Genomic DNA, 20315 nt, shown 5'->3' with positions numbered 1-20315 from the left:
GGGAGCGATTCGTCCTCGCCGTCGAAGCCGGCGAGGTTGTTGTAGTAGCGTTCGAGGTTGTACACGCGCTCACCGGCCTCCATTAGCTCCTCCTCGCCGACGGAGCGGCCGGTCATCCCGTTGTACTGGTCGATGTACTCCTCGACCCCCTCCGCGAAGGCGTTGAACTTGCAGATGTCGAAGGAGTCCGAGATGGCGTGGAGATCCTGGAACGTCGCGGTGAGTTCGCCCTTCCCCTCCCACTCGGTCGGGTCGACCTTCTCCGGGATGCCGAGGATCTCCGCCGCGGGCGTGTAGCCGCGCAGGTGGCAGGCGCCGCGGTTGGAGGTCGCGTAGCCGATTCCCATCCCCTTCAGGCCGCGCGGGTCGTAGGCGGCGATCGACTGCCCCTTCACGTCGAGGCGGCAGTCGTGGGCGTCGAGTTCGTCGGCTGCGCGCTTCTGCCCCTCCGCGAGCACGTCCGCGAGGTCGGTCTCGCGGTGGGCGATCTTCTCGAGCATCTCGACCATCGCGTCCACGTCGCCCCACTCGAGGCTTTCGTCGAACTCGTCGAGATACCCCTTCTCGGCCGCCTCCATCGCGAACGCGAGCATGTTCCCGCTGTCGATGGTGTCGATGCCGTAGTCGTTACAGCGGTCGATCAGCAGCGCGACCTTGTCCCGGTCGTCGGTCATCGAGTTCGGGCCCAGCGCCCACGCGGACTCGTACTCGTAGGACTCCATCCGGACGTTGAGGTCCTGCCCCTTGTGGTGGACGTCGACCTCGACCTCCTTCTTGCAGGCCACCGGACAGGAGTGACACGTCGGGTCGTTGACGAGGATGTTCTCCTCGACGTTCTCCCCCGAGACCTTCTCGGAGTCGATGTTCGGCTCGTCAGGCTCCTCCTCGGCCTCCATGCTGGTGGAGGTGAACCGGCCGTTCCGGGTCGGAAGCCCGTCCATCTCCTCGGTGAGGTTCATCAGGACGTTCGTCCCGTACACCGAGAGCCCGCCCTCGTTGGGCGCGGTCACGTCGGACTCCTGAATCGCCTGCATCGCCGCCTTGTGGCCCTCCATGAACGTCTCGCGGTCGGCCGGCTTGGGCATCTCCGTGCCCGACTTGACGACGACCGCTTTGAGGTTCTTCGAGCCCATCACGGCGCCGGTGCCGCCCCGGCCCGAGGCGCGGTCGTCCTCGTTGATGATGCAGGCGTAGCGGACCCCGTTCTCGCCGCCGGGACCGATCGCCATCGCCGAGAGGTTCTTGCCGTAGGCGCCGTCGACCTCCTCCTCGAGCGTGTCGATCGTGTGGTGGATGCCCTCGCCCCAGAGGTGGCTCGCGTCACGGAGTTCGACCTCGCCGTCCTCGACGACGGCGTACACCGGCTCGTCGGCCTGTCCCTCGAACAGCAGCCCGTCGAAGCCGGCCCACTTGAGCCGGGCGCCGCTCCACCCACCGTGGTGGGAGTCGGTTACGGTGCCCGTCAGGGGGGACTTGGTGACGACGGCGATTCGACCGCTCATCGGGGTCTGGGTCCCCGTGAGCGGGCCGTTCATGAAGGCGAGGAGGTTCTCCTCGCCCAGCGGTTCGACGTCGGGACCGTTGTCGAACACGTACTTCACGCCGAGGCCGCGCGCGCCGATGTACTTGCGGGCGTCCTCGTCGTCGATGCTCTCGTAGCCGACGTCACCGGCACCGAGATCGATGCGGGCGACGCGGTCTTGGAAGCCGCCGAGATCTGTCATAGGTAATGCTCGTTCCTTACATAGGGTCTGTTCGGTGTTAGTCGTTCTCACGACGGTGTAACTGGTATCCGTTACAATATTCGGCGGTGAGGCCCGGAGATTCCCGCCGCCCTCTGCCGGTTTCTCCTGCCGGGAGCTTTATCCGCGTCGGCGTGCCACTCGGGGGTATGGAGACGGTCTCACTCGGGGCGCCGGAACCGATCCTCGACTCGTTGCCCGGCGACGACGACGCGCGACAGGACATGCGCGAGGCGGTCGCGGGCTGGGAGCGCCGCATCAACGACGCCATCGAGGCCGCCGAGGACGACGACGAGGCGGTGGGGTACGTCCTCGACGCCGTCGAGCGCCTCGAGAGCCGGATGGAGCGGTTCGACGAGTTCGTCCCGGAGCTTCGGGCGTGGGGGCAGTCGCCGATCTACGCCATCTCGTGGCGGAACCTCTACGCCGAACTGATCGCCCAGTTGTACGACCACGACGACCTCGGCGACGCGCTCGACCGCCGGCGCAATCAGCGACTCGTCGAGGACGGCATCCGGTTCGGAGGGTCATGAACGTCGAACTCCGGTTCTTCGCGACGTTCCGGCAAGCCGTCGGGCAGAAAGTGGTCGAGCGGGAGTACCCGGAGGGCACGACGATCGGCGAGGCGCTCTACGATCTGGAAGCCGAGTACGAGGGCCTCGCGGGTCAACTAATCGAGGACGGCGATCTCCGCCCGCACATCAACGTCCTCAAGAGCGGGCGCGAGGCGCTGCACCTCGACGGGATGGAGACCGAACTGGAGGACGGCGACCGGCTCAGCATCTTCCCGCCGGTGGCGGGCGGGTAGAAATGGAGCGGACCAAGGAGTTCCGCGGCATCTCCGTCCGTCTCGCACGGAACTACCTCGAGAACCTCGGCGGCACCGCCGTCGACGACACGACCGTCGAGGGCGACGGCTGGCGTGCCGACCTCTCCGCTGAGAAAGTGAGTATTGGCCCGTCGCTCCAGCTAACGGAGGTCACGATCGCGTTCGAAGCCGACGAGGCGCTCGGCGAGGATCGCTTCGAGGAACTGATCGAGGATTTCTCGCGGAAGGCGATGCGGGCGGGCGGGTAGTTACCCCGAGAGGCTGTCGAGCACCCGCTGAGAGAACTCGACTTCGCTCATCTCTCCCGAGTCGAGCGCCGCGAACCAGTCGGCGTCGGCGCGCCACTCGCCCAACGGCTCGTCGTCGAGGTCGGTGACCGTCGCCGTCACGTCCCTGACCGGCCAGTCGCGCTGCTCGAACAGTTCGCGGAAGTCGTTGACCACGTCGCCGACCTGCTGGTGGGGGATTTCGCCGTGCTGGTCGGCGGCGGCGGACTGGTAGCTGAGGCGGTACACGCCGTCCTCGACGGCGATCGATTGGAGGTAGCAGCCGTGGTTGGTGAGCCGGGACTCCAGCGCGAACGCGCGGTCGTCGTCCATCGGCGGGAGGTGGGCGCCGGCGGGCATAGGCGTTACCCAACCGGCTCCGACAGCGCGAGTCGTTCTGCGAGAACTTTTAACACGATTGGAAAGAATAGTCGTCCCATGTCCCCACAGGTCGCCGACGTCCGCGAGGACTTCCCCGTCCTCGACCGCGAGGTGAACGGCGAACCGCTCACGTACCTCGACAACGCCGCGACCACCCACACCCCCCGGCAGGTGTACGAGGTGTTCGAAGAGTTCTACGCCGGCTACAACGCCAACGTCCACCGCGGCATCCACGAACTCAGCCACGAGGCGTCGCTGGCGTACGAGGACGCCCACGACCGCGTCGCCGAGTTCGTCGGCGCCGGCGGCGGCCGCGAGGAGATGATCTTCACCCGTAACACGACCGAGAGCATCAACCTCGTCGCCCACGGCCTCGCCCTCCCCGAGTTCGGTCCCGGCGACGCGATCGTCACCACCGAGATGGAGCACCACGCCTCGCTGGTGACGTGGCAGCAGGTCGCCGAGCGGACGGGCGCTGAACTGCGGTTCGTCGGCCTCACTGACGACGGCCACGTCGACGTGGAGCACGCCAAGTCCCTGATCGACGACGACGTGGAACTGGTGTCGATCCCGCACGTCTCGAACGTGCTCGGGACGATCACCCCCGTCCGAACGTTCGCCGATCTGGCCCACGACGCGGGCGCGGTGCTGGTGGTCGACGGCGCCCAGTCGGCACCGACCCGCCCCGTCGACGTGGAGGCGATGGGCGCGGACTTCTTCGCGTTCTCCGGCCACAAGATGGCCGGGCCGACCGGGATCGGCGGCCTCTACGGCCGGAAGGAGCTGTTGGAGGGGATGGAGCCGTTCCTCTACGGCGGCGAGATGATCCAGCACGTCACGTTCGACCGCTCGACGTGGAACGGGCTGCCTTGGAAGTTCGAGGCGGGCACGCCGCCGATCGCGGAGGGGATCGCGCTCGCGGCCGCGGTGGAGTACCTCGACGACCTCGGGATGGAGTGGGTGCGCGACCACGAGAACCGCCTCGCGCAGTACGCGCTCGAACGCCTCCGGGCGCGGGACGACGTGGAAACGTACGGTCCCGGCCCGGGCGAGGAGCGGACCGGGCTGGTGAGCTTCAACGTCGACGGCGTCCACGGCCACGACCTCTCCTCGATCCTGAACGAGCGCGGGATCGCCGTCCGTGCGGGCGATCACTGCACCCAGCCGCTCCACGACCGCCTCGACGTGCCCGGCTCGGTCCGGGCGTCGTTCTACGTCTACAACACCACCGAGGAGATCGACCGCCTGCTCGACGCGATCGACGACGCCGAGGCGAAAGTCGACGCCCACCTGCGGGACCGCTACGCGGACCGGCTGTACGACCACCACCGCAGCCCCGACAACGGCGGCCTCGCCGAGCCGTCGCTGGTGAAGTCCTCCGAGGAGACCACCTGCGGCGACGACGGGGAGTTCCACGTCGACGTGGCGCCCGACGGCACGATCGAGGCCGTCGGCTTCGAGAGCGAGAGCTGTGCGGTGAGCCGGGCGGTCGCGAGCCTCATCAGCGAGTATCTGGAGGGGCGGACCGTCGAGGACGCCGCCGAGATGGAGGGGGAGGTCGCGGCGATGCTCGACGGCCAGTTTCCGGACCTCCGCCGGGAGTGCGTGGTCGGTCCGGAGGAGGTGATCCGGGAGGCCGCCCGGGAGTATCTCGCGGGGAGTCCCGTCGCCGAAGACACGCTCTCGTCGCCGTAGCAGGACGCTCCCGTTCGTTCGTCGCCTCGTCCGTCGGCCCACACGGTTTTCCCTGTCCGTAGAGTCTCTGGGACAACGGGGCACTCTACGATGCAGCACTCCGCAGACTCGATCCGGGTCCTCCACGTCGACGACCAGCCGGAGTTCTCGGAGTTAGTGGCGACGTTCCTCGAGCGGGAGGACGACCGTATCGTCGTCGAGACGGCCAGCAGTGCCGACGAGGCGCTGGAACGGCTCGCCGACGAGGCGTTCGACTGCGTGGTCTCGGACTACGAGATGCCGAACACTGACGGTATCGAGTTCCTCGAGACCGTCCGCAACCGCGATCCGGACCTCCCGTTCATCCTGTTCACGGGGAAGGGGTCGGAAGCGATCGCGAGCGAGGCGATCTCCGCGGGCGTCACCGACTACCTCCAGAAGGAGAGCGGCTCCGGCCAGTACGCGGTGCTGGCCAACCGGATCGCCAACGCCGTCGAGAGCGACCGGACGGAGCAGGAGGCCGAGCGGACCCGGACGCAGTTCCGGGCGATCACCGAACACTCCGCCGACGCCATCGTGACGATCGACGGCGACAGTCGGGTCCAGTTCGCGAACCCGGCGGTCGAGGACGTGTTCGGCTACTCGCCGGCCGAACTCGAGGGCGAGTCGCTGACGAAGATCATGCCCGAGCGGCTGCGAGAGCGGCACCTGAACGCCGTCGAGGAGTACGCCGACACCGGCGAGCGGACGACGGACTGGTCGAACCTGCCGTTCACCGCGCGCCACAAGGACGGCTCGCCGGTGCAGGTGTCGGTGTCGTTCGGCGAGTTCGAGCGCGACGGGGAGCTACGGCTGATCGGGATCATTCGCGACGTCTCAGAGCGCGCCCGGATGGGCGAGTGGGACCTCACGCCGGCGGAGTACCGCGACATCTTCGACAAGGCCGAGGACGGCATCGCGATCGTCGACCCCGAGGCGGGCACGCTGGAGCAGGTGAACGAACGGTTCGCCGAGATGGTCGGGTACGACGCCGACCGCCTCCCCGGCTCGTCAATCGGAACCATCAGCATCGACGACGCCGCCTTCGGACAGGCGGCGGCGATGGAGCGGATCCGAGAGGTGCTCGAAGGGAGCGCACAGCAGTTCGATTGGCCCCTCGAACGCGCGGACGGCAGCGTCCTCTGGACCGAGGTGAGCCTCAAACGCACCCGCATCGGCGGCGAACTACGGATGCTCGCGTTCGTTCGCGACATCACCGAGCGCAAGGAGCGCGAGTGGGAACTCGAGTTCCTCGAAGCCATGGTCGAGACGATCGGCGTCGGCGTCGCCGCTTACGGCGACGACGGGGCGTTCGAGTACGTGAACGAGGCGTTCGCGGAGATACTCGGCTCCGACGAGGAAACGCTCGAGGGGGCGGCGCTCTGGGAGATCAAGCCCGACCTCGACCGCGAGGAGTTCACCGCGTACTGGGAGTCGTTCGCGGAGGGGGAGACGCGCACCGAGGAGTCCGTCTACGACTACGAGGGCGAGGCGGTGCCCGTCGAGACGGTGACGACCTGTGCGGAGATCGAGGGCACCACCTACCACTTCGGCACGGTGACCGACATCACCGAGCGCAAGGAGCAGGAACAGCGGTACCGGGCGTTCGTCGAGCAGTCCAACGACATCCTCACCGTGCTCGACACGAACGGGATCTACCAGTACCAAAGCCCCTCGTCCCGACGAGTTCTGGGGTACGAACCCGACGATCTCGTCGGTCAGAACGCGTTCGAGTACGTCCACCCGGACGACCGCGCCGACGTGGCCGCGGCGTTCGAGCGGGCGCTCACGGACTCCGAGCAGGATCTGGTCGTCGAGTACCGCTTCCGCCACGCCGACGGCTCGTGGTGCTGGCTGGAGTCCCGCGGCCTCACACCCCCCGAGGAGTCGGTCGTCGAAGGGTTCGTGATCAACAGCCGGGACGTGACCGAGCGCAAGGAGCACGAGCGACAGATCGCCGCGCTCCACGACGCGACCCGGGAGATGGTACAGGCCGGCGACGAGCGCGACGTGGCCGAGGTCGCCGTCGAGACCGCCGAGAGCGTGCTCGACCACTCCATCAGTGGCATCTGGCTGGCCGACGAGATGCGCGAACGACTCGAGCCGGCCGTGTTCACCGACGCAGCCGCGGAGCTGTTCGGCGAACTGCCGACGTACACGCGGGGGAACAGCCCCACGTGGCGGACGTACGCCGAGGGGGAGTCGATCGTCGTCGACGACCTCGACGCGGGGGCGGAGCTTGACGACTCGGAGACGGCCGTCCGGAGCGAACTCCTCGTCCCGCTGGGGGAGTACGGCGTGTTGAAGATCGTGGCCCGCGAGGCCGACGCGTTCAGCGACAACGACGTGGCGCTGGCGAAGCTGCTGGCCGCGAACACGCAGGTCGCGCTCGGCCGCGGCGAGCGCGAGCGGCTGCTCGAACGTCAGACCGCCCAGATGGAGTTCTTCAACTCGATCCTGCGCCACGACGTGCTCAACGCTGTCACAGTGATCCGTTCGCGCGCGGAGTTCCTCGCCGACGAGCTCGACGGCGAACAGCTACAGGACGCGGAGACGATCCTCCGCTGGAGCGACGACGTGACCGACATCGTCCAGCGCGTCAGGACCGTGCTGGAGACGCTGACCGGCGAGGGCGACCCCCAACTCGAACCGATCGACCTCGGCGCCGAACTCCGGAACGAAGTCGACCGCGTCCGCTCGACGTACCCGGAGGTCGGCTTCGAGACCGACATCCCACAAGGGGTCCCGGTGTTGGCCAACGACCTGCTGGGCGACGTGCTGGGCAACATCGTCACCAACGCCATCGAGCACAACGACACCGAGGGGCTTCGCATCTCGGTGAGCGTGGAGCGGGCGGGCGACGACGTGTTCGTCCGGATCGCCGACAACGGCGAAGGGGTTCCCGACGAGCGCAAGGAGACGGTGTTCCGGCGCGGCGAGACGGGCCACGCCAAATCCACCGGCTCCGGGTTCGGCCTCTTCTTCGCGGACACGATGGTCGAGGAGTACGGCGGCGAGATCCGGATCGAGGACAACGACGCCGGCGGCGCGACGTTCGTGGTCCGGCTCGTCGGCCTCGACGAGGGCTCGAGGGCGTAACGCCGTGTCCGCCGCCCGAGTGACCACCTATATGCGTGTGGCCGCGGGATGGTACCCCATGACTGACACCGGTCCGCCGGTCGTCCTCGTCGTCGAAGACGAGCCGGACGTCGCCGAGACGTATCGGCGCTGGCTGGAGTCGACGTACGACGTCCGCGTGGCCGCCGACGGGGCGGAGGCGATGGACGAACTCGAGGAGTCGGGCGACGTGGTGCTGCTGGACCGGATGATGCCCGAGATGTCCGGCGAGGAGGTGCTCCGTGAGATCCGCGACCGGGGGATCGACTGCCGCGTGGCGATGGTGTCGGCGGTCGACCCCGACTTCGACATCGTGGAGATGGGGTTCGACGCCTATCTCACCAAGCCGCCCGACCGTGAGGAGCTGTTCGAGACGATCGAGCGGTTGGTCGGCCGGGCCGAACTCGACAGCGACCTCCAGGAGTACTACTCGCTTGTCGCACGGCAGAGCGCGCTCCAGACCGAGAAAAGCGAGGCGGAGCTCGAGGCGAGCGAGGAGTACTCGGCGCTCACCGACCGGATCGAGGCCAAACGCGACGCCGTCGACGAGGAGCTGGGGGATATGGCGTCGGACACGGCGTTCGTCGGCGCCGTCCGCGAGATCATGAACGGCGAGGGGGAAGGCGAATGAGCGTGTACGACATCGACGACGTGCTCCCCGACGAGATGATCGCGGAGCTACCGGCCGGGACGAACGTGCTGATCACCGGGCCGCCGATGGTCGGGAAACGCGAACTCGCCTTCAAGCTGCTGGCGGTCGGCCACGAGGAGGGGGAGGGCGTGCTGTGTGTGACGACCAGCGCGTCGGCGTCGACGATGCTCGACGAGTTCGAGCGGCAGGTCCCCACGCTGGACCGGGATCGGGTCGCGATCGTCGACTGCTCGGGGAGCGACAGCCAACAGACCATCCGCGAGATCGCGACCGAACGCGTCTCCTCGCCCGGCGACCTGACCGGGATCAGCATCGGCACCGCGAAGCTGCTCCAGCGGTTCTCGAGGCAGAACATCTCGGAGGTCCGGCACGGGCTGGTGTCGATCTCGACGCTGATCCAGTACCTCGACCTCCAGACGGTGTTCAAGTTCCTCCACATCTACACCTCCCGAATCGAGGACACCGGCGGGCTGGGCGTGTTCACGCTCGACAGCGTCTCCCACGACCCCAAGACGACCAACACCGTCACCAGCGAGTTCGACTGCGTAGTCGAACTCAGGGAGACCGAGGACGGCCGCGAGGTCCGGGTGAAGGGGCTGCCGGGCGCATCGCGCTCCTGGCACGCGATCGACTGAGCCGCCGCCGTCACTCGGGCGCCCGCTCGCGGAGCCGCAGTCGGACCGGTTCCGCGGGACGGGTGTTCGCACTCGCTTGCAGCGACAGGTCCTCGGTCTCCCGTTCGAACACGAACCGCCGGAGCAGCGTCGCGGTCGCGAGCCGGAGCTCCTGCCGGGCGAACCGCATCCCGATGCAGTGACGCGGGCCGCCGCCGAACGGGAAGTAGGCGTACTCCGGGCGCTCGCCGATCGCGGGGCCGGAACTGTCGTCGCCGTGGACGACCTCGCCGTCGACCTCGATGAGCCAGCGCTCGGGGCGATAGCTTTCGGGGTCGTCCCACCACTGTTCGTCGCGGTGGACCGTCCACGGCGAGAGCGTGAGCACGACGCCGGCGGGGATTCGGTAGCCCCCGAGCTCGACGGGTTCGGTCGGTTCGCGGAAGAACGAGTGGACCGGCGGGTAGCGGCGGAGCGCCTCGTCGACAGCCGCGGTCAGCGTGGGGCAGTCGCGGATCTGGGCCGCCGTCGGGTCGTCGTCGAACGCGGTCACCTCCTCACGGACCCGCTCCTGCATCTCGGGCCGGCCGGCGAGACAGTAGAGCGTGTACGTCAGCCCCAACGCGCTCGTCTCGTGGCCGGCGAACAGGAACGTCACGGCGTTGTCCACCAGCTCCTCGTCGTCGATGGCGCCCATCTCCGCGGCCGCGACGAGCGTCCCGAGCAGGTCGTCGGCCTTGCGTGGGTTCGATGGCGGCTCCGCAGCGCGTCGCTCGGCGACGAGATCGCGGATCGTCGCCCGGAGCGTGTCGAGGCGCCGGTGGTAGCGTCGCCGGGTCGGCGTCGGCACCCACTCGGGCAGGAACGACCCCAGTCGCGAGGTGTCGAACCGTTCGGTGATGCTCTCGGCGGCCGCACGGACTGGTTCACGCTCGGCGTCGATGTCATCGCCGAGGAGGCTCTCGGCGAGCACCGAGAACGCGTAGTCGGTGGCCACCGCGTGTACGTCGATCACGTCGCCGTCGCGCCACGAGTCCGCGGTCGCCCGCGCGTGCTCGACCATCGAGTCGCCGTACGCCTCGATCCGCTCGCGGAAGAACGCCGACCGGACGGCGGTTCGCTGCTCGCGCCACCGCTCGCCCTCGGCGAGGAACAGCCCCTGACCGAGCAGCCGGCCGAGCTGCTCCCGGGGCATCTCCCCCTTGACGTACCGGTCGTGATCGTCGACGAGGATTCGCTTGATCGCCGCCGGGTCGCTGACGACGTAGGCCTCAGTCCCGAACACGTTGTACCGGGCGAGGCCGCCGTACTCCGCCGACTGGCGCTCGTAGAACGCCAGCGCGTCGTCGGCCAGCGAGTGGACGTTACCCAGCACCGGGAGGCCGTCCGGCCCCGGCGGTTTCGTGGCCGACGGATCGCCGTCGGCCGGCCTCTCCGGCTCCCGGTCGCGCTCGCCGTCGGGCACTGTCTCGGTCATAGCTGTCGGTCGGGGAGCGGGACGGCTGACGGTTCGCACGGACGTATCCGTGTCTTCAAAAGTGAAGGCCGTGGCGCCCCACGGTCGCGACATGCGGTACGCCCACGTCCAGTTCCGGTTCCCGCCCGCCCTCAGACACCCGATGCACGCCTACCTCGACGAGGGGGAGGAGTGGCGCTCGGAGCTCCTGACCTGGCGACGACTGCCCGACGAAACGCTGGTGACGCTGTTCCGCGTGACCGCGCCGCGGGAGCCGTACCTCGACCGACTGCGCGGGATCGATTCGATCGATCGGTTCGAGACGGCGCCCGGCGACAGCGAGTTCTACCTCAAGGCCCACGAGCGGCTCGGCGGGCCGCTGGAGTCGTTCCTCGGCGCGTTCACGGACACGGAGTTCCTCTCGGTGCCGCCGATCGTCTACCGGTCGGGCGGCCGGCTCTCCTTCGGCGTCGTCGGGCCGCCGGCACAGCTTCGTGGCGCGCTCGAGTCGGTTCCGGACCCGATCGATGCCGACGTCGAACGGCTCGGACCCTACGCCGGCGGGCGCCGACTCGCGGGCGTCGACCTGACCGACCGCCAGCGGGAGGCGTTGCGGGCCGCTCAACGGGTGGGGTACTACGACGTGCCGCGGACGGGCGCGGTCGCGGACGTCGCCGCCGAACTCGGCTGTTCGTCGTCGACAGCGGGCGCCCATCTGCGGAAAGCGGAAGCGGCGTTGGTGGACGCGTTTCTGGCCGAGTGAGGGCCGATCACTTCGGCGGCCGGAGCCGGTAGTAGCGACGGTTGAGGTCGTACATGTACCCCTCGCGCATCGTCTTCAGCACCGCGTAGCTGATCGCCGCCGCCACGAGCGGGAGGATGAACGTGAGATCGAACAGCAGCGTCGGGGACATCGGCACGAGGTTCTTCGCGGAGTACACCGCGATCGTGAACGCGAACACGGTCCCGCCGACGCCCACCGCCGCCCAGAACGGCTGTTCGACCGGGCGACGGGCGCTCCCCTTGTTGAGGAACGGGACCATCGCCATCGTTCCGACCACGACGACGTTCGCCAACACGCCGTAGGTCTTGTCGCTCACCACCTTCTCGCCGCCGAGAACGGCCAGATCGGGGTTCAGCGGGCCGAGCTTCAGGAGGCCGAACGACCAGTAGAGGTACCAGTCGGGCAAGATGATCGCCGGCGTCACGCTTCGGTTCGCGGGGTCGCCGATGTGTGGCGGCAGCGTCGCCGCCAACAGCAGCAACATCCCCACGAAGAAGCTCGTCAGCGCGAGGTTGCGGATCAGTTCGTGGGGCCACGTCGGGAACGCGAGCACGTCGCGCTCGACGTAGGTGGACTCCTGACGCAGGTCCTGATCCTCGCGCCGTGCTCGCTCGAAGTACTCGTAGGTGAGGCGAGGGAGTCCCGCCCGCCGGGTCTTACGTTCGCTCCACGTCGGCGTGTCGTCGTCCGGCGGGACGACGTTCGTCCCCGCGCCGTCGGTTCGTGGTTCGTCGTCGGTCCGGTCGTCTGGTGTGTTCTCTGGCATCGCTGTGGAGGGTCGGGTGGTTCGAACGCCGTTACTCGACGGCGCCGGCCGGTGCGTTCAGCGTGGACCTCGGTGGAGGGCCGAACGGGGTTCCTGCTGCGAGTTCTCCCGCGAAGTCGGTACGGGCCGGGGGACCGTAAGCGCTCGCAGGAACGATTTCCTGTTCGTCATTCTACTATTGGGAAACATACACACAAATCGCCCGGAGCGAGGACTGTCGGAACGCGGTGTGCCCCGATCGGCCGCCGCCGTGAGGCGGTTCCAGAATACTGATTGTCGGCGAGGCGGAACGTCGGCGCCATGGCTCTCGAACGCCGCACCCCGGACGGCGCGGAGAACGTGTTCGGCCTCCTCGCCAACGGCGTCCGGATCGACATCCTCCGGGCGCTCTGGGCGGCCGCCCCCAATCCCGTTGCCTTCTCCGAGCTCCGGGACCGAGTCGGCGTCGAGGACTCCGGGACGTTCAACTACCACTTGGATCAGTTGCAGCCGGCGTTCGTGACCAAAGAGGACGGCTACCGACTGAGCTACGCCGGTCGGCAGGCCGTCGGGAGCGTGATCTCCGGCCGCTTCAGCGCGGCCGACGCCGCCGACGTGGGACCCGTACCCGCCGGCGACTGCATGCACTGCGGCGAGACCACCGAGGCGACGTACGACGACGGCTTCTTCGTGGTCGACTGTCCGGCGTGTGAGCAGTTGGTCGTCAAGATGTCGACGCCGCCTATCGTCGTCGCGTCGACGGAGCCTGAACGGCTCCCGTCGGTGGTGAGCAAGCACGTCCTGACGCGGACCGAACGCCTGAGCCGCGGCTTCTGTACGCTCTGTGACGGCCGGGTGGACGCGACGCTGGCCCCCGAGTCGGAGACGGCGACGACGTTCCGGCCGGAGCTGGACGTTCGGTTCACGTGTCGGGAGTGTGGCGCCGAGCCGCGGCTGAACGTCGCGGCAGTGCTGTTCGACCACCCCGCCGTCGTCTCGTTCCTCCACGACGCCGGCGTCGACCTCCGGGAGACGTACGTCTGGGAGATCCAGTCGCTGTTGGACCCGGAGGCGACGGTCGTCGACCGCGACCCACCGAAACTCCGGCTCACCTTCGAGATCGACGGCGAGGCGCTGACCGTCGTCGTCGACGGATCGGCCAGCGTCGTCGAGTACAAACGGGTCTGAGTCGGCGGGACGCCGGCCCCCGACGGCTCACTCCTCGAAGACGAACGTGCCGTCCTCCTGGACGACCTCGCCGTCGACCTCGATGCGGGAGTCCTCGCTCATGTCGACGATCATGTCCATGTGGACCGCGCTGTCGTTGCGCTCGCGGTCCTCGGGGACGGTCCACTCGTAGGCGCGGCCGATCGCCATGTGGACGGTGTCGCCCATCTTCTCGTCGAACAGCATGTTGTACGTGAACCGGTCGATGTCGCGGTTCATGCCGATACCGAGCTCGCCGAGGTAGCGCGCGCCCTCGTCGGTGTCCAACATCTCCGTCAGTACGTCCTCGTTCTTCTCGGCGGCGTGGTCGACGACCTTCCCGTCCTCGAAGGTGAGCTGGACGCCCTCGACCTCTCGGCCCTGTGCCATCAGCGGCTTGTCGAACAGCACCTCCCCCTCGACGCTGTCCTTGATCGGGGCGGTGTACACCTCGCCGCCGGGCATGTTCTTCTCGCCGTAGTCGTTCTGGGGGAGCATCCCGTCGACGCGCATCGTCACGTCGGTCGTGTCGCCGGAGACGATCCGGACCTCGCTCGCGTCCTCGAGGATCTCGACCATCTGGGCCTGGAACTCCCGCTGTTGCTCCCAGTCCTTGTCGATGGCCGACCAGACGAACTCCTCGTAGGCCGGCGTCGACATCTCCGCATCCTGCGCGTTGCCGGGGGCGGGGAACGCGGTCGTGACCCACCGACTCCCCATGCGCGCCTCCTGAACGGCCTTGTTGGCCGCGGCGAACGCCGCGTTCGTCTCGGGGTCCACGTCGCCCGTCTCGTGGGTGTTGGTCGCGCCGCCGACGTTGATCATCACGTCGGTCTCCTCGGCCATCGCGAGGACGTGCTCGGAGAGCTCGACGTCGTCGGGGTCGATCGCCCGCCGGTACGCCCGGCTCGCCCGCTGGCTGACCAGCCGAGTCGACGCGTTCGCGCCGACCTCACCGAGCTTTTCGGCGACGGCGATCAGCAGCTCCTCGGCCACCGGCGGCCCGCTGACGGCGACGTTCTCGCCGGCGGAAACGTCGGTGCAGTGGTCGACGAGGATCTCCGCGTGTCGCTGGATACGGTCGTCCATGAGAGCGTGGTGGACGGCGGGGTACGAAAAAGGTGTCAGAACGATGTTTCTGTAAGAGGTTCGATACGCGACGCCGGCAGGCGGCTGTCGGAGGACGTTGGAGGGTGTGAAAGAAGTGGACTGCCCGCGACCGGTGGGGTCGATCGCTCGTTCTCCGCTACTGACGGGCGCGGAACTCCCCGTGTTTCAGTCCGAGGAAGAACGCGACGACCGAGAAGACGATCATCGACGGCAGGACCATCATGAACACCGTCGAGGGGGTCATCATCGACGTGAGCGCGACCGTCGCGACAGCGACGATCACGACGAGCGGGGCGACCGAGCGCGTGAAGTCGAACTCCATAGCGGCTGTTGTGGCTGAACGAACAAATCGGTTGAGGAAGCGGAGGGAGGGACGCTGAGGATGGGTTCGCGCCGATGAGCTGTATCGAAATCGTCGGCGCCGTCGTCATCAGGATCGTCTTGGCCGCCGCCCTCGAGGAATGTACTTGAACCAGCTCGCTGAGTCGGCCGTAGGAACCACCGGAACCGACGGAGAGAAACAAGAGAACGGGAACAGCGATGGGACAGCAATGCAAAAATTCATCGCAGGTGATGCCATCGTTAGTACAAACGCGCCGCGCTGAAACAGAGACCCGAATCGACCAAACCCAACTGGCGATCGTGGCAGAGGTCTGACTCACACCGCAGTACATCACCTATGGAATTCGTATCGACATCGAAGCGGATCCAAGATTCACGCACGGCAACTCTCAGTGCGGTGCTGCTCGTACTGCTCGCTCAGTTACCCATTTTCGCGGTCTTCGCGGATATCCCACTGGTTGGTGATTCGTTTTTGGGTGCCACCGTACTGTGGGTCGTCGGAGCACTCGTCTGGAGCATGTACACAGCGGTCCTACTGTTAGCTCCACTGGCGGATATCCGCGACCATCCGGATCGGGATTCCTGGGGACCGTTCGAGACGCTGAACGTGTACACGTACGTGTCCGTCCGGCAGATATCGATCCGACTACTGCATGGAGTCATAGGGTTCGTACTCGCGTTTATCGGCACGGTACTGTTCGTGGCGACACCGCCACTACTGGTACTCCCGGTGGTGGTCATGATGACTTCGGTCGTCATGATGGGAGCACACGTGGGTGTGAAGGATCCGTCAGAAGAGACGAAACGGCGTCTCTGATCGGCGACGGTCGGACGTCGGCACCGCGTCCGGAGGACGGCTGAGGCGGTGCCTGCGAGAGTTCGTAAGTAGGGCCTGTCGTAACCCTCACGAGACAGAAACGTATTGTGGGTGCGGTCGCTCCACGACGATGTGCTCGATTCCGTCCAGATTCCGAACCGGTCGTCGGATGCGGCTGTCTGGGTCGCAGTAAGCCTCGCGTTCGCGGCGGCACTCTACCTCTTTCCACCGGAAAGAGTCGGACTGTTTCTCGACCTCTGCGGGGCGCTGGTCCTGCTCGCACCGTACTTACGAGCGATCGAGAGCCCTTTGTTGGCGATCCCATCCGAACCGTTCCGCTCCCTGGCAGCCGTCGAGCGGCTCAAAACGGACATCCCGAACAACCCGACCCTCAACTCGGAGGACGACGCGTTCAGTCGCGTAGCCGCACAGATCGCAGAGAACTACGGGGTGGAAGCGACCAGCGTGGAGTTCTCGCATCAGAGCCGCCCCTGGACGGTCAACACTATCGACATCGGTAGTGAAGAAACCGCGTCCGTGGTTCGCATCAAAGGTACCCGCCCGCAGATCCAGGATTTCCTCGATAAGATCATCGAACGCACCTTCCTGCGCGTCGGTGCAGTCCTCCTAGTACTGGGATTCGGCCTGCAACTGCTGGCTGGGGCGTTGCTCTGAGTCGGAGTGCCTGAGGAGCGAGCCCAGTTTACGCCCGGAAGGCCCGGATCTCGTACTCGTGGGTCTCGCCCGACTCCGATTTTGCTTCGACGAAGACCTCGCGACTCACTTCCTCGCCGTGTGCACCGAGCATCCCGTAGTACGCGTCTAAGACCTCGGGTCGGGTGAGTCGGTCCTCCTCGCTCCCCTCTTGGCCGATGATGTTCGCCATCACGACGAGTCCACCGTCGGTCATCAAGTCGAATACAGTCTGGATGTACTCGTTCATCTCGGGGACGCTAAGCTGGTTGCCCATGTAGTAGATGGTCTCACTCCAGACGACCAAGTCGAAGCCGCCACCGAACTCGTCGACACGCTCGACCGCGTCACCCGCGATGAACTCCGCCCGTTCCTCCCCGACCGACTCGCGTGCACGCTCGACCGCGTCCTCGGCGACGTCGATGCCGAGCAACTCCGCGTCAGGAAACCGGTCGAGCAGCATCTCCGAGTGCGCCCCCTCTGCACAGCCGAACTCGAGGATGCGGTCCACGTCCGTAAGGCGCTCTTCGGCGACTCGGGTCTGCCGGCGGTACTTTTCCTGCTCGTAGCTCGAACTCCGGAACGACCAAGGGTCCTCCTCCTCGAACTTTTCGTCGAAGTACTCCTCTTGTAGAGAATCATCGGGGCTCATTGTTCTTGTTCGTGGATTCTCGCCACGGGGCAAACATCTTACTAGTTATCGCGGTACGTTTCGTCGATCGGTTGTTCGTCGGCCCGCTCTTCGCTGGCTTCCAGCAGCGCAAGGACGTACAGGTGCAGCGCCGCGTAGACGAACAGATCCTGTGTCGGGAGCGGAGCCGACGAGATAGAGTCGACACCGCCGCTCAGGTCGGGCGAGACTTGGATAGTTCCGGCCCGGCCCCAGGCCCCCTTGCCACGGAGACTGGCCTCCTCCTCGGTGAGTTCACCGAAGGCGAGCATCACGAGCCGGAACGGACGTGGGTAGCGCCGTTCGGTTGCCAGCATGTTGTTGATGGAGTGAGAGTTTCCGTCGAGATAGTCGAGTCGGCGCTGCTTGACTTCTGGGTCCTCCGACGGTGGGATGATCGTCAGGAGGTACCCGCGGTTCTGGTAGAGGACGTTGAGCAACCGGTCCTTGATGGAGCCGACATCCTCGTGGGCGGCGTTCACGTGCAGTAGTTCTGTGAGTTTGAGCGCCATCTCGTATCCGTAGGCATGCCCAGCCCCGAGCGATGCGACGATGGGCGCGATCTGGGCGCCACCCTGGCCGGCGTCGCCGGCCGGACGGATAGCGGGGACGTCACTATCCTCCTGAATCTCCGAAGCCACTTGGGCGAAGTCGCTCTCGTTGGTCAGTCCCCCCGTCTCGGAGAACTGCTGGCTTACCCAACTCGAGAGGTCCGCGAACCGCGACTGCAGGGCCGACTTCGAGGGGGCACCCCCCATCTCGAGGACTGTGTGAAGCGTCGTGAGCTGTGCGTAGAGGCTCTTAACCGCGTATTCGTCGACGTGACGGTCGATGCTTCCCTCGTCCTGCGGATCTCCGATCGGAACGACGGGGACGTGAACGTCCGCGGTCCCGACCAACGAGGATCCGGGTTCGCACACCGCCACCATCACCCCCACGTCATCGGCGGCTTCCGCCGTGTTGACGACGCTCGAAGTTTCGCCACTCTGGGAGATTCCCACGAGCGTGTCGCTGGGCCCGATGACTGAGACGTCTACGAGGTCGGTCGTGTCCACGTACGTCTCGACCCCCTTCGAGGAGAGGTACTGACCCAGCCAGTAGGCGACGGAAAGCGAGGAGCCTTGGCCGGTGAGGTAGACGGTTCCGTCCGCATTCAGCAGTGCGTCTTGGACCTGGGTGCGACGATCGTCGTCTACGAGGGCCTCCCAGGTGGTGTCGAGGATCCCCTGATAGATGCTGTTCGGATCGTCGGGGTCGAGCCCGGTAATTAGGTCCTCTCTGAAGTGTCTGAGAACCTGTTCGGAGCGACTCGACTGCTGTCGGTACCAAGCCTCGATGAGCGACTCCGCAAAGGCCTCCTTCGTCTGGTTATTCTCGGCTGCTTGGGCAGCCACCCAGTCGTACACGTCCGGATCCAACGGGAGTGTGAGGTTCGGCATGCAGTGCTCCGGCGCACACTACTGTGATCGCATACATAACTGTTACCTGAAAGGAGATCACGAATTCTCTTCCCTGCCGGATTACCGTCGTCGTCGGTCCGTAATACGGCGAGAAACCGACAGACTTCAGCGGCTTAATGCATGTAGGTGATATCGCCGACGGCAGCGTGCCAAGGGACACAGTAGGCGGCCTCGAACGAGCACGCGCCGAAGTCGACCCCTGGGTAGCGACCGCGGCGCATGGCTCACACCTCTCCTCTTCGAGCGCGGCGCACCTCCGTCCCCTGAGCACAGGACCAGACGGCGGCGACCCGACACTCCACTGGGGAGCTACCTCTCTGGAGATGGAGTCTGCTGAAAACCGATTCCGGCGAAAACACGGCTCTGGATGGTAGCTGAACGGGCGATCCTCTGCACTCCGGTAAAATTCGAGCGGACTCGCGGGGGTCTCGCGAGCGAAGGGAAGGAACGAAAGGAGTGGACTCGCGGGGATTTGAACCCCGGGCCTTCCCCGTGCCAGGGGGATGATCTACCACTGATCTACGAGCCCTCGCTGCACTCGATGATACCGCTGTCCAGTAATTAAGGGCTTCGAAACTGATCTCGATGCTGTCTCGCGGTCGGTGGTGCACCGCAACGTCGGGGGTAGGCTCCCCCGACCGAACGTTACTGCTTCACGGACAGCGGATGTAGGAAACTTGGCCGAACCCGATCTGGTAACAGCCGTTCGTCGTGACCTCGTCGGTGGAACTCTCCACCGTCGGGTCCTCGATCGACTCCGTCACCGAGGTCGTGGCATCGGCAGGAGCAGCAACGGCGCCACCACTGACTGCGAGACCGAGCAGCGAGACGATCACTAGGAATCTGAGTAGTGTTGCTTTCATTGGTGTATGTTGGCTTATGCCAACTACTACACCAGTTGCTGCAGTAATTAATAAACCTAATTGTTCCATCAATATTGCCGCTATTTCATGTCTGTAGAGTCGCCCAAGCGAATTCTCTCTCGGAACCGGATGCGACCGAGTGACAGGTGGCCGGCGCTGTCGACGCGGATGGAAAGCCATTAAGCCCCTCGCCGGCCACTCCCCGATGGGAACAGCACGGCCGCAAATCTGACTCGCTCGGACCGACCGAGCTTGGGATTGCGGAAGTGTACCGACGTGTAGTCGGTCTTTTCGCGGTCAGTGCCGTTCCAACTCAGACAATGGCACGAATGCATACACGCCGCCGCGGGTCGTCCGGTTCGGACGCCCCCGTGGCAGACGAGCCGCCGGAGTGGAGCGACGTCGACGCCGAGGAGATCGAATCCCGCGTCGTCGAACTCGCAGAGCAGGGCCACGACCCCAGTCAGATCGGCCTGAAACTGCGCGACGAGGGCGTGAAGGGCACGCCCATCCCGGACGTCAAACTGGCGACCGGGAAGAAAGTCACCGAGATCCTGGAGGAGAACGACGCCGATTCCGACCTCCCCGAGGATCTGCGGAACCTGATGGAGCGCGCAGTCCGCCTGCGCAAGCACATGGACCGGAACCCGCAGGACGCCCAGAACAAGCGCGCCCTGCAGAACACCGAGTCCAAGATCCGTCGCCTGGTCAACTACTACCAGGGCGACGAGCTCGACGCCGACTTCGAGTACGACTACGAGACCGCCGAAGAGATCCTCGAAGGCTAAATGTCGAAAGCGCGCCCAGTCGAGGAGCCACTCGCCGAGACCCTGTCGGCGGCCCCGTTCGTTCGGG

Annotated in this window: 21 protein-coding genes and 1 tRNA gene; 12 read left to right on the top strand and 10 right to left on the bottom strand. The window is 66.3% G+C overall.

From position 1 onward, the window contains the following. Positions 1-1724, bottom strand: a 1724-nt coding sequence (locus tag ACFR9S_RS12830; RefSeq protein WP_379818822.1) for an aldehyde ferredoxin oxidoreductase family protein, incomplete at its 3' end; no start/stop codon positions are given. A 167-nt stretch (positions 1725-1891) separates the two neighbouring features. Here ACFR9S_RS12830 and ACFR9S_RS12825 point away from each other — a divergent pair. From ACFR9S_RS12825 to ACFR9S_RS12815, 3 genes are read left to right on the top strand one after another with little or no spacing between them, the layout of a single operon-like run. Further along, complete coding sequence (locus ACFR9S_RS12825; protein WP_053948046.1) at positions 1892-2275, top strand: hypothetical protein; 384 nt, start codon at positions 1892-1894, stop codon at positions 2273-2275. Further along, complete coding sequence (locus ACFR9S_RS12820; RefSeq protein WP_379730456.1) at positions 2272-2550, top strand: ubiquitin-like small modifier protein 1; 279 nt, start codon at positions 2272-2274, stop codon at positions 2548-2550. Before ACFR9S_RS12825 ends, ACFR9S_RS12820 begins: the two co-directional genes overlap by 4 nt. Positions 2551-2552: 2 nt before the next feature. Continuing rightward, positions 2553-2819 carry a hypothetical protein gene (locus ACFR9S_RS12815; protein WP_379730455.1) on the top strand — a complete coding sequence of 89 codons (267 nt, stop codon included), beginning with the start codon at positions 2553-2555 and terminating at the stop codon, positions 2817-2819. On the opposite strand, the gene ACFR9S_RS12810 is transcribed toward ACFR9S_RS12815, so the two are convergent. Further along, complete coding sequence (locus tag ACFR9S_RS12810; protein ID WP_379730454.1) at positions 2820-3170, bottom strand: hypothetical protein; 351 nt, start codon at positions 3168-3170, stop codon at positions 2820-2822. 105 nt (positions 3171-3275) lie between these two features. Here ACFR9S_RS12810 and ACFR9S_RS12805 point away from each other — a divergent pair, with 105 nt between their 5' ends. The 4 genes from ACFR9S_RS12805 (at position 3276) to ACFR9S_RS12790 (ending at position 9335) form a co-directional block, all read left to right on the top strand. Continuing rightward, entirely contained in the window at positions 3276-4913 is a 1638-nt protein-coding gene (locus ACFR9S_RS12805) for a SufS family cysteine desulfurase (protein ID WP_379730453.1), read from the top strand. Between the two features lie 90 nt (positions 4914-5003). Then, positions 5004-8030 carry a PAS domain S-box protein gene (locus ACFR9S_RS12800; RefSeq protein ID WP_379730452.1) on the top strand — a complete coding sequence of 1009 codons (3027 nt, stop codon included), beginning with the start codon at positions 5004-5006 and terminating at the stop codon, positions 8028-8030. A 58-nt stretch (positions 8031-8088) separates the two neighbouring features. Beyond that, complete coding sequence (locus ACFR9S_RS12795; RefSeq protein ID WP_379818821.1) at positions 8089-8679, top strand: response regulator; 591 nt, start codon at positions 8089-8091, stop codon at positions 8677-8679. Beyond that, entirely contained in the window at positions 8676-9335 is a 660-nt protein-coding gene (locus tag ACFR9S_RS12790; RefSeq protein WP_379730450.1) for an RAD55 family ATPase, read from the top strand. The genes ACFR9S_RS12795 and ACFR9S_RS12790 overlap by 4 nt, the downstream gene beginning before the upstream one ends. A 10-nt stretch (positions 9336-9345) precedes the next feature. Here the strand turns inward: ACFR9S_RS12790 and ACFR9S_RS12785 are convergent, their stop codons facing one another. After that, positions 9346-10791 (bottom strand): cytochrome P450, encoded by a 1446-nt coding sequence (locus ACFR9S_RS12785; protein ID WP_379818820.1) that lies wholly within the window; start codon positions 10789-10791, stop codon positions 9346-9348. 91 nt (positions 10792-10882) lie between these two features. Here ACFR9S_RS12785 and ACFR9S_RS12780 point away from each other — a divergent pair, with 91 nt between their 5' ends. Next, positions 10883-11533, top strand: a complete 651-nt coding sequence (locus ACFR9S_RS12780) for a helix-turn-helix domain-containing protein (protein WP_379730448.1) — start codon at positions 10883-10885, stop codon at positions 11531-11533. Positions 11534-11540: 7 nt separating this feature from the next. Here the strand turns inward: ACFR9S_RS12780 and ACFR9S_RS12775 are convergent, their stop codons facing one another. Further along, on the bottom strand, positions 11541-12320 hold the full coding sequence (locus ACFR9S_RS12775; RefSeq protein WP_379730447.1) for a cytochrome b family protein: 780 nt from the start codon (positions 12318-12320) through the stop codon (positions 11541-11543). A gap of 300 nt (positions 12321-12620) precedes the next feature. On the opposite strand from ACFR9S_RS12775, the gene ACFR9S_RS12770 reads away from it, so the two are divergent. Next, positions 12621-13487: a winged helix-turn-helix domain-containing protein gene (locus ACFR9S_RS12770; RefSeq protein ID WP_379818819.1), complete on the top strand. Its 867-nt coding sequence runs from the start codon at positions 12621-12623 to the stop codon at positions 13485-13487. A 27-nt stretch (positions 13488-13514) separates the two neighbouring features. Here ACFR9S_RS12770 and ACFR9S_RS12765 read toward each other — a convergent pair whose 3' ends face one another. Both ACFR9S_RS12765 and ACFR9S_RS12760 read right to left on the bottom strand, forming a co-directional pair. Continuing rightward, entirely contained in the window at positions 13515-14594 is a 1080-nt protein-coding gene (locus tag ACFR9S_RS12765) for an aminopeptidase (RefSeq protein ID WP_379730445.1), read from the bottom strand. Between the two features lie 157 nt (positions 14595-14751). Further along, positions 14752-14937: a DUF7333 family protein gene (locus ACFR9S_RS12760; RefSeq protein WP_379730444.1), complete on the bottom strand. Its 186-nt coding sequence runs from the start codon at positions 14935-14937 to the stop codon at positions 14752-14754. Between the two features lie 417 nt (positions 14938-15354). Here ACFR9S_RS12760 and ACFR9S_RS12755 point away from each other — a divergent pair, with 417 nt between their 5' ends. Both ACFR9S_RS12755 and ACFR9S_RS12750 read left to right on the top strand, forming a co-directional pair. Next, positions 15355-15774, top strand: a complete 420-nt coding sequence (locus ACFR9S_RS12755) for a hypothetical protein (protein WP_379730443.1) — start codon at positions 15355-15357, stop codon at positions 15772-15774. Between the two features lie 132 nt (positions 15775-15906). Beyond that, complete coding sequence (locus ACFR9S_RS12750; protein WP_379730442.1) at positions 15907-16449, top strand: hypothetical protein; 543 nt, start codon at positions 15907-15909, stop codon at positions 16447-16449. Positions 16450-16477: 28 nt separating this feature from the next. Here the strand turns inward: ACFR9S_RS12750 and ACFR9S_RS12745 are convergent, their stop codons facing one another. The 4 genes from ACFR9S_RS12745 to ACFR9S_RS12730 all read right to left on the bottom strand — a co-directional run bounded on the left by ACFR9S_RS12745 (position 16478) and on the right by ACFR9S_RS12730 (position 19460). Beyond that, on the bottom strand, positions 16478-17119 hold the full coding sequence (locus tag ACFR9S_RS12745) for a class I SAM-dependent methyltransferase (protein ID WP_379730441.1): 642 nt from the start codon (positions 17117-17119) through the stop codon (positions 16478-16480). 41 nt (positions 17120-17160) lie between these two features. After that, entirely contained in the window at positions 17161-18576 is a 1416-nt protein-coding gene (locus ACFR9S_RS12740; RefSeq protein ID WP_379730440.1) for an SIS domain-containing protein, read from the bottom strand. Positions 18577-19054: 478 nt separating this feature from the next. Further along, positions 19055-19126 (bottom strand) — tRNA-Ala (locus ACFR9S_RS12735). A 124-nt stretch (positions 19127-19250) separates the two neighbouring features. After that, on the bottom strand, positions 19251-19460 hold the full coding sequence (locus tag ACFR9S_RS12730; protein ID WP_379818818.1) for a hypothetical protein: 210 nt from the start codon (positions 19458-19460) through the stop codon (positions 19251-19253). Positions 19461-19780: 320 nt separating this feature from the next. Here ACFR9S_RS12730 and ACFR9S_RS12725 point away from each other — a divergent pair, with 320 nt between their 5' ends. Further along, positions 19781-20248 carry a 30S ribosomal protein S15 gene (locus ACFR9S_RS12725; RefSeq protein WP_379730438.1) on the top strand — a complete coding sequence of 156 codons (468 nt, stop codon included), beginning with the start codon at positions 19781-19783 and terminating at the stop codon, positions 20246-20248. Positions 20249-20315: the final 67 nt, after the last annotated feature.

Origin of the sequence: Halolamina salina (assembly GCF_042678005.1) — an archaeon.
In the GTDB taxonomy this organism is placed as follows: Archaea; Halobacteriota; Halobacteria; order Halobacteriales; family Haloferacaceae; genus Halolamina; species Halolamina salina.
The sequence above is the reverse complement of the archived record's forward strand: the minus strand, read 5'-3'. Positions and strand labels throughout refer to the sequence as shown.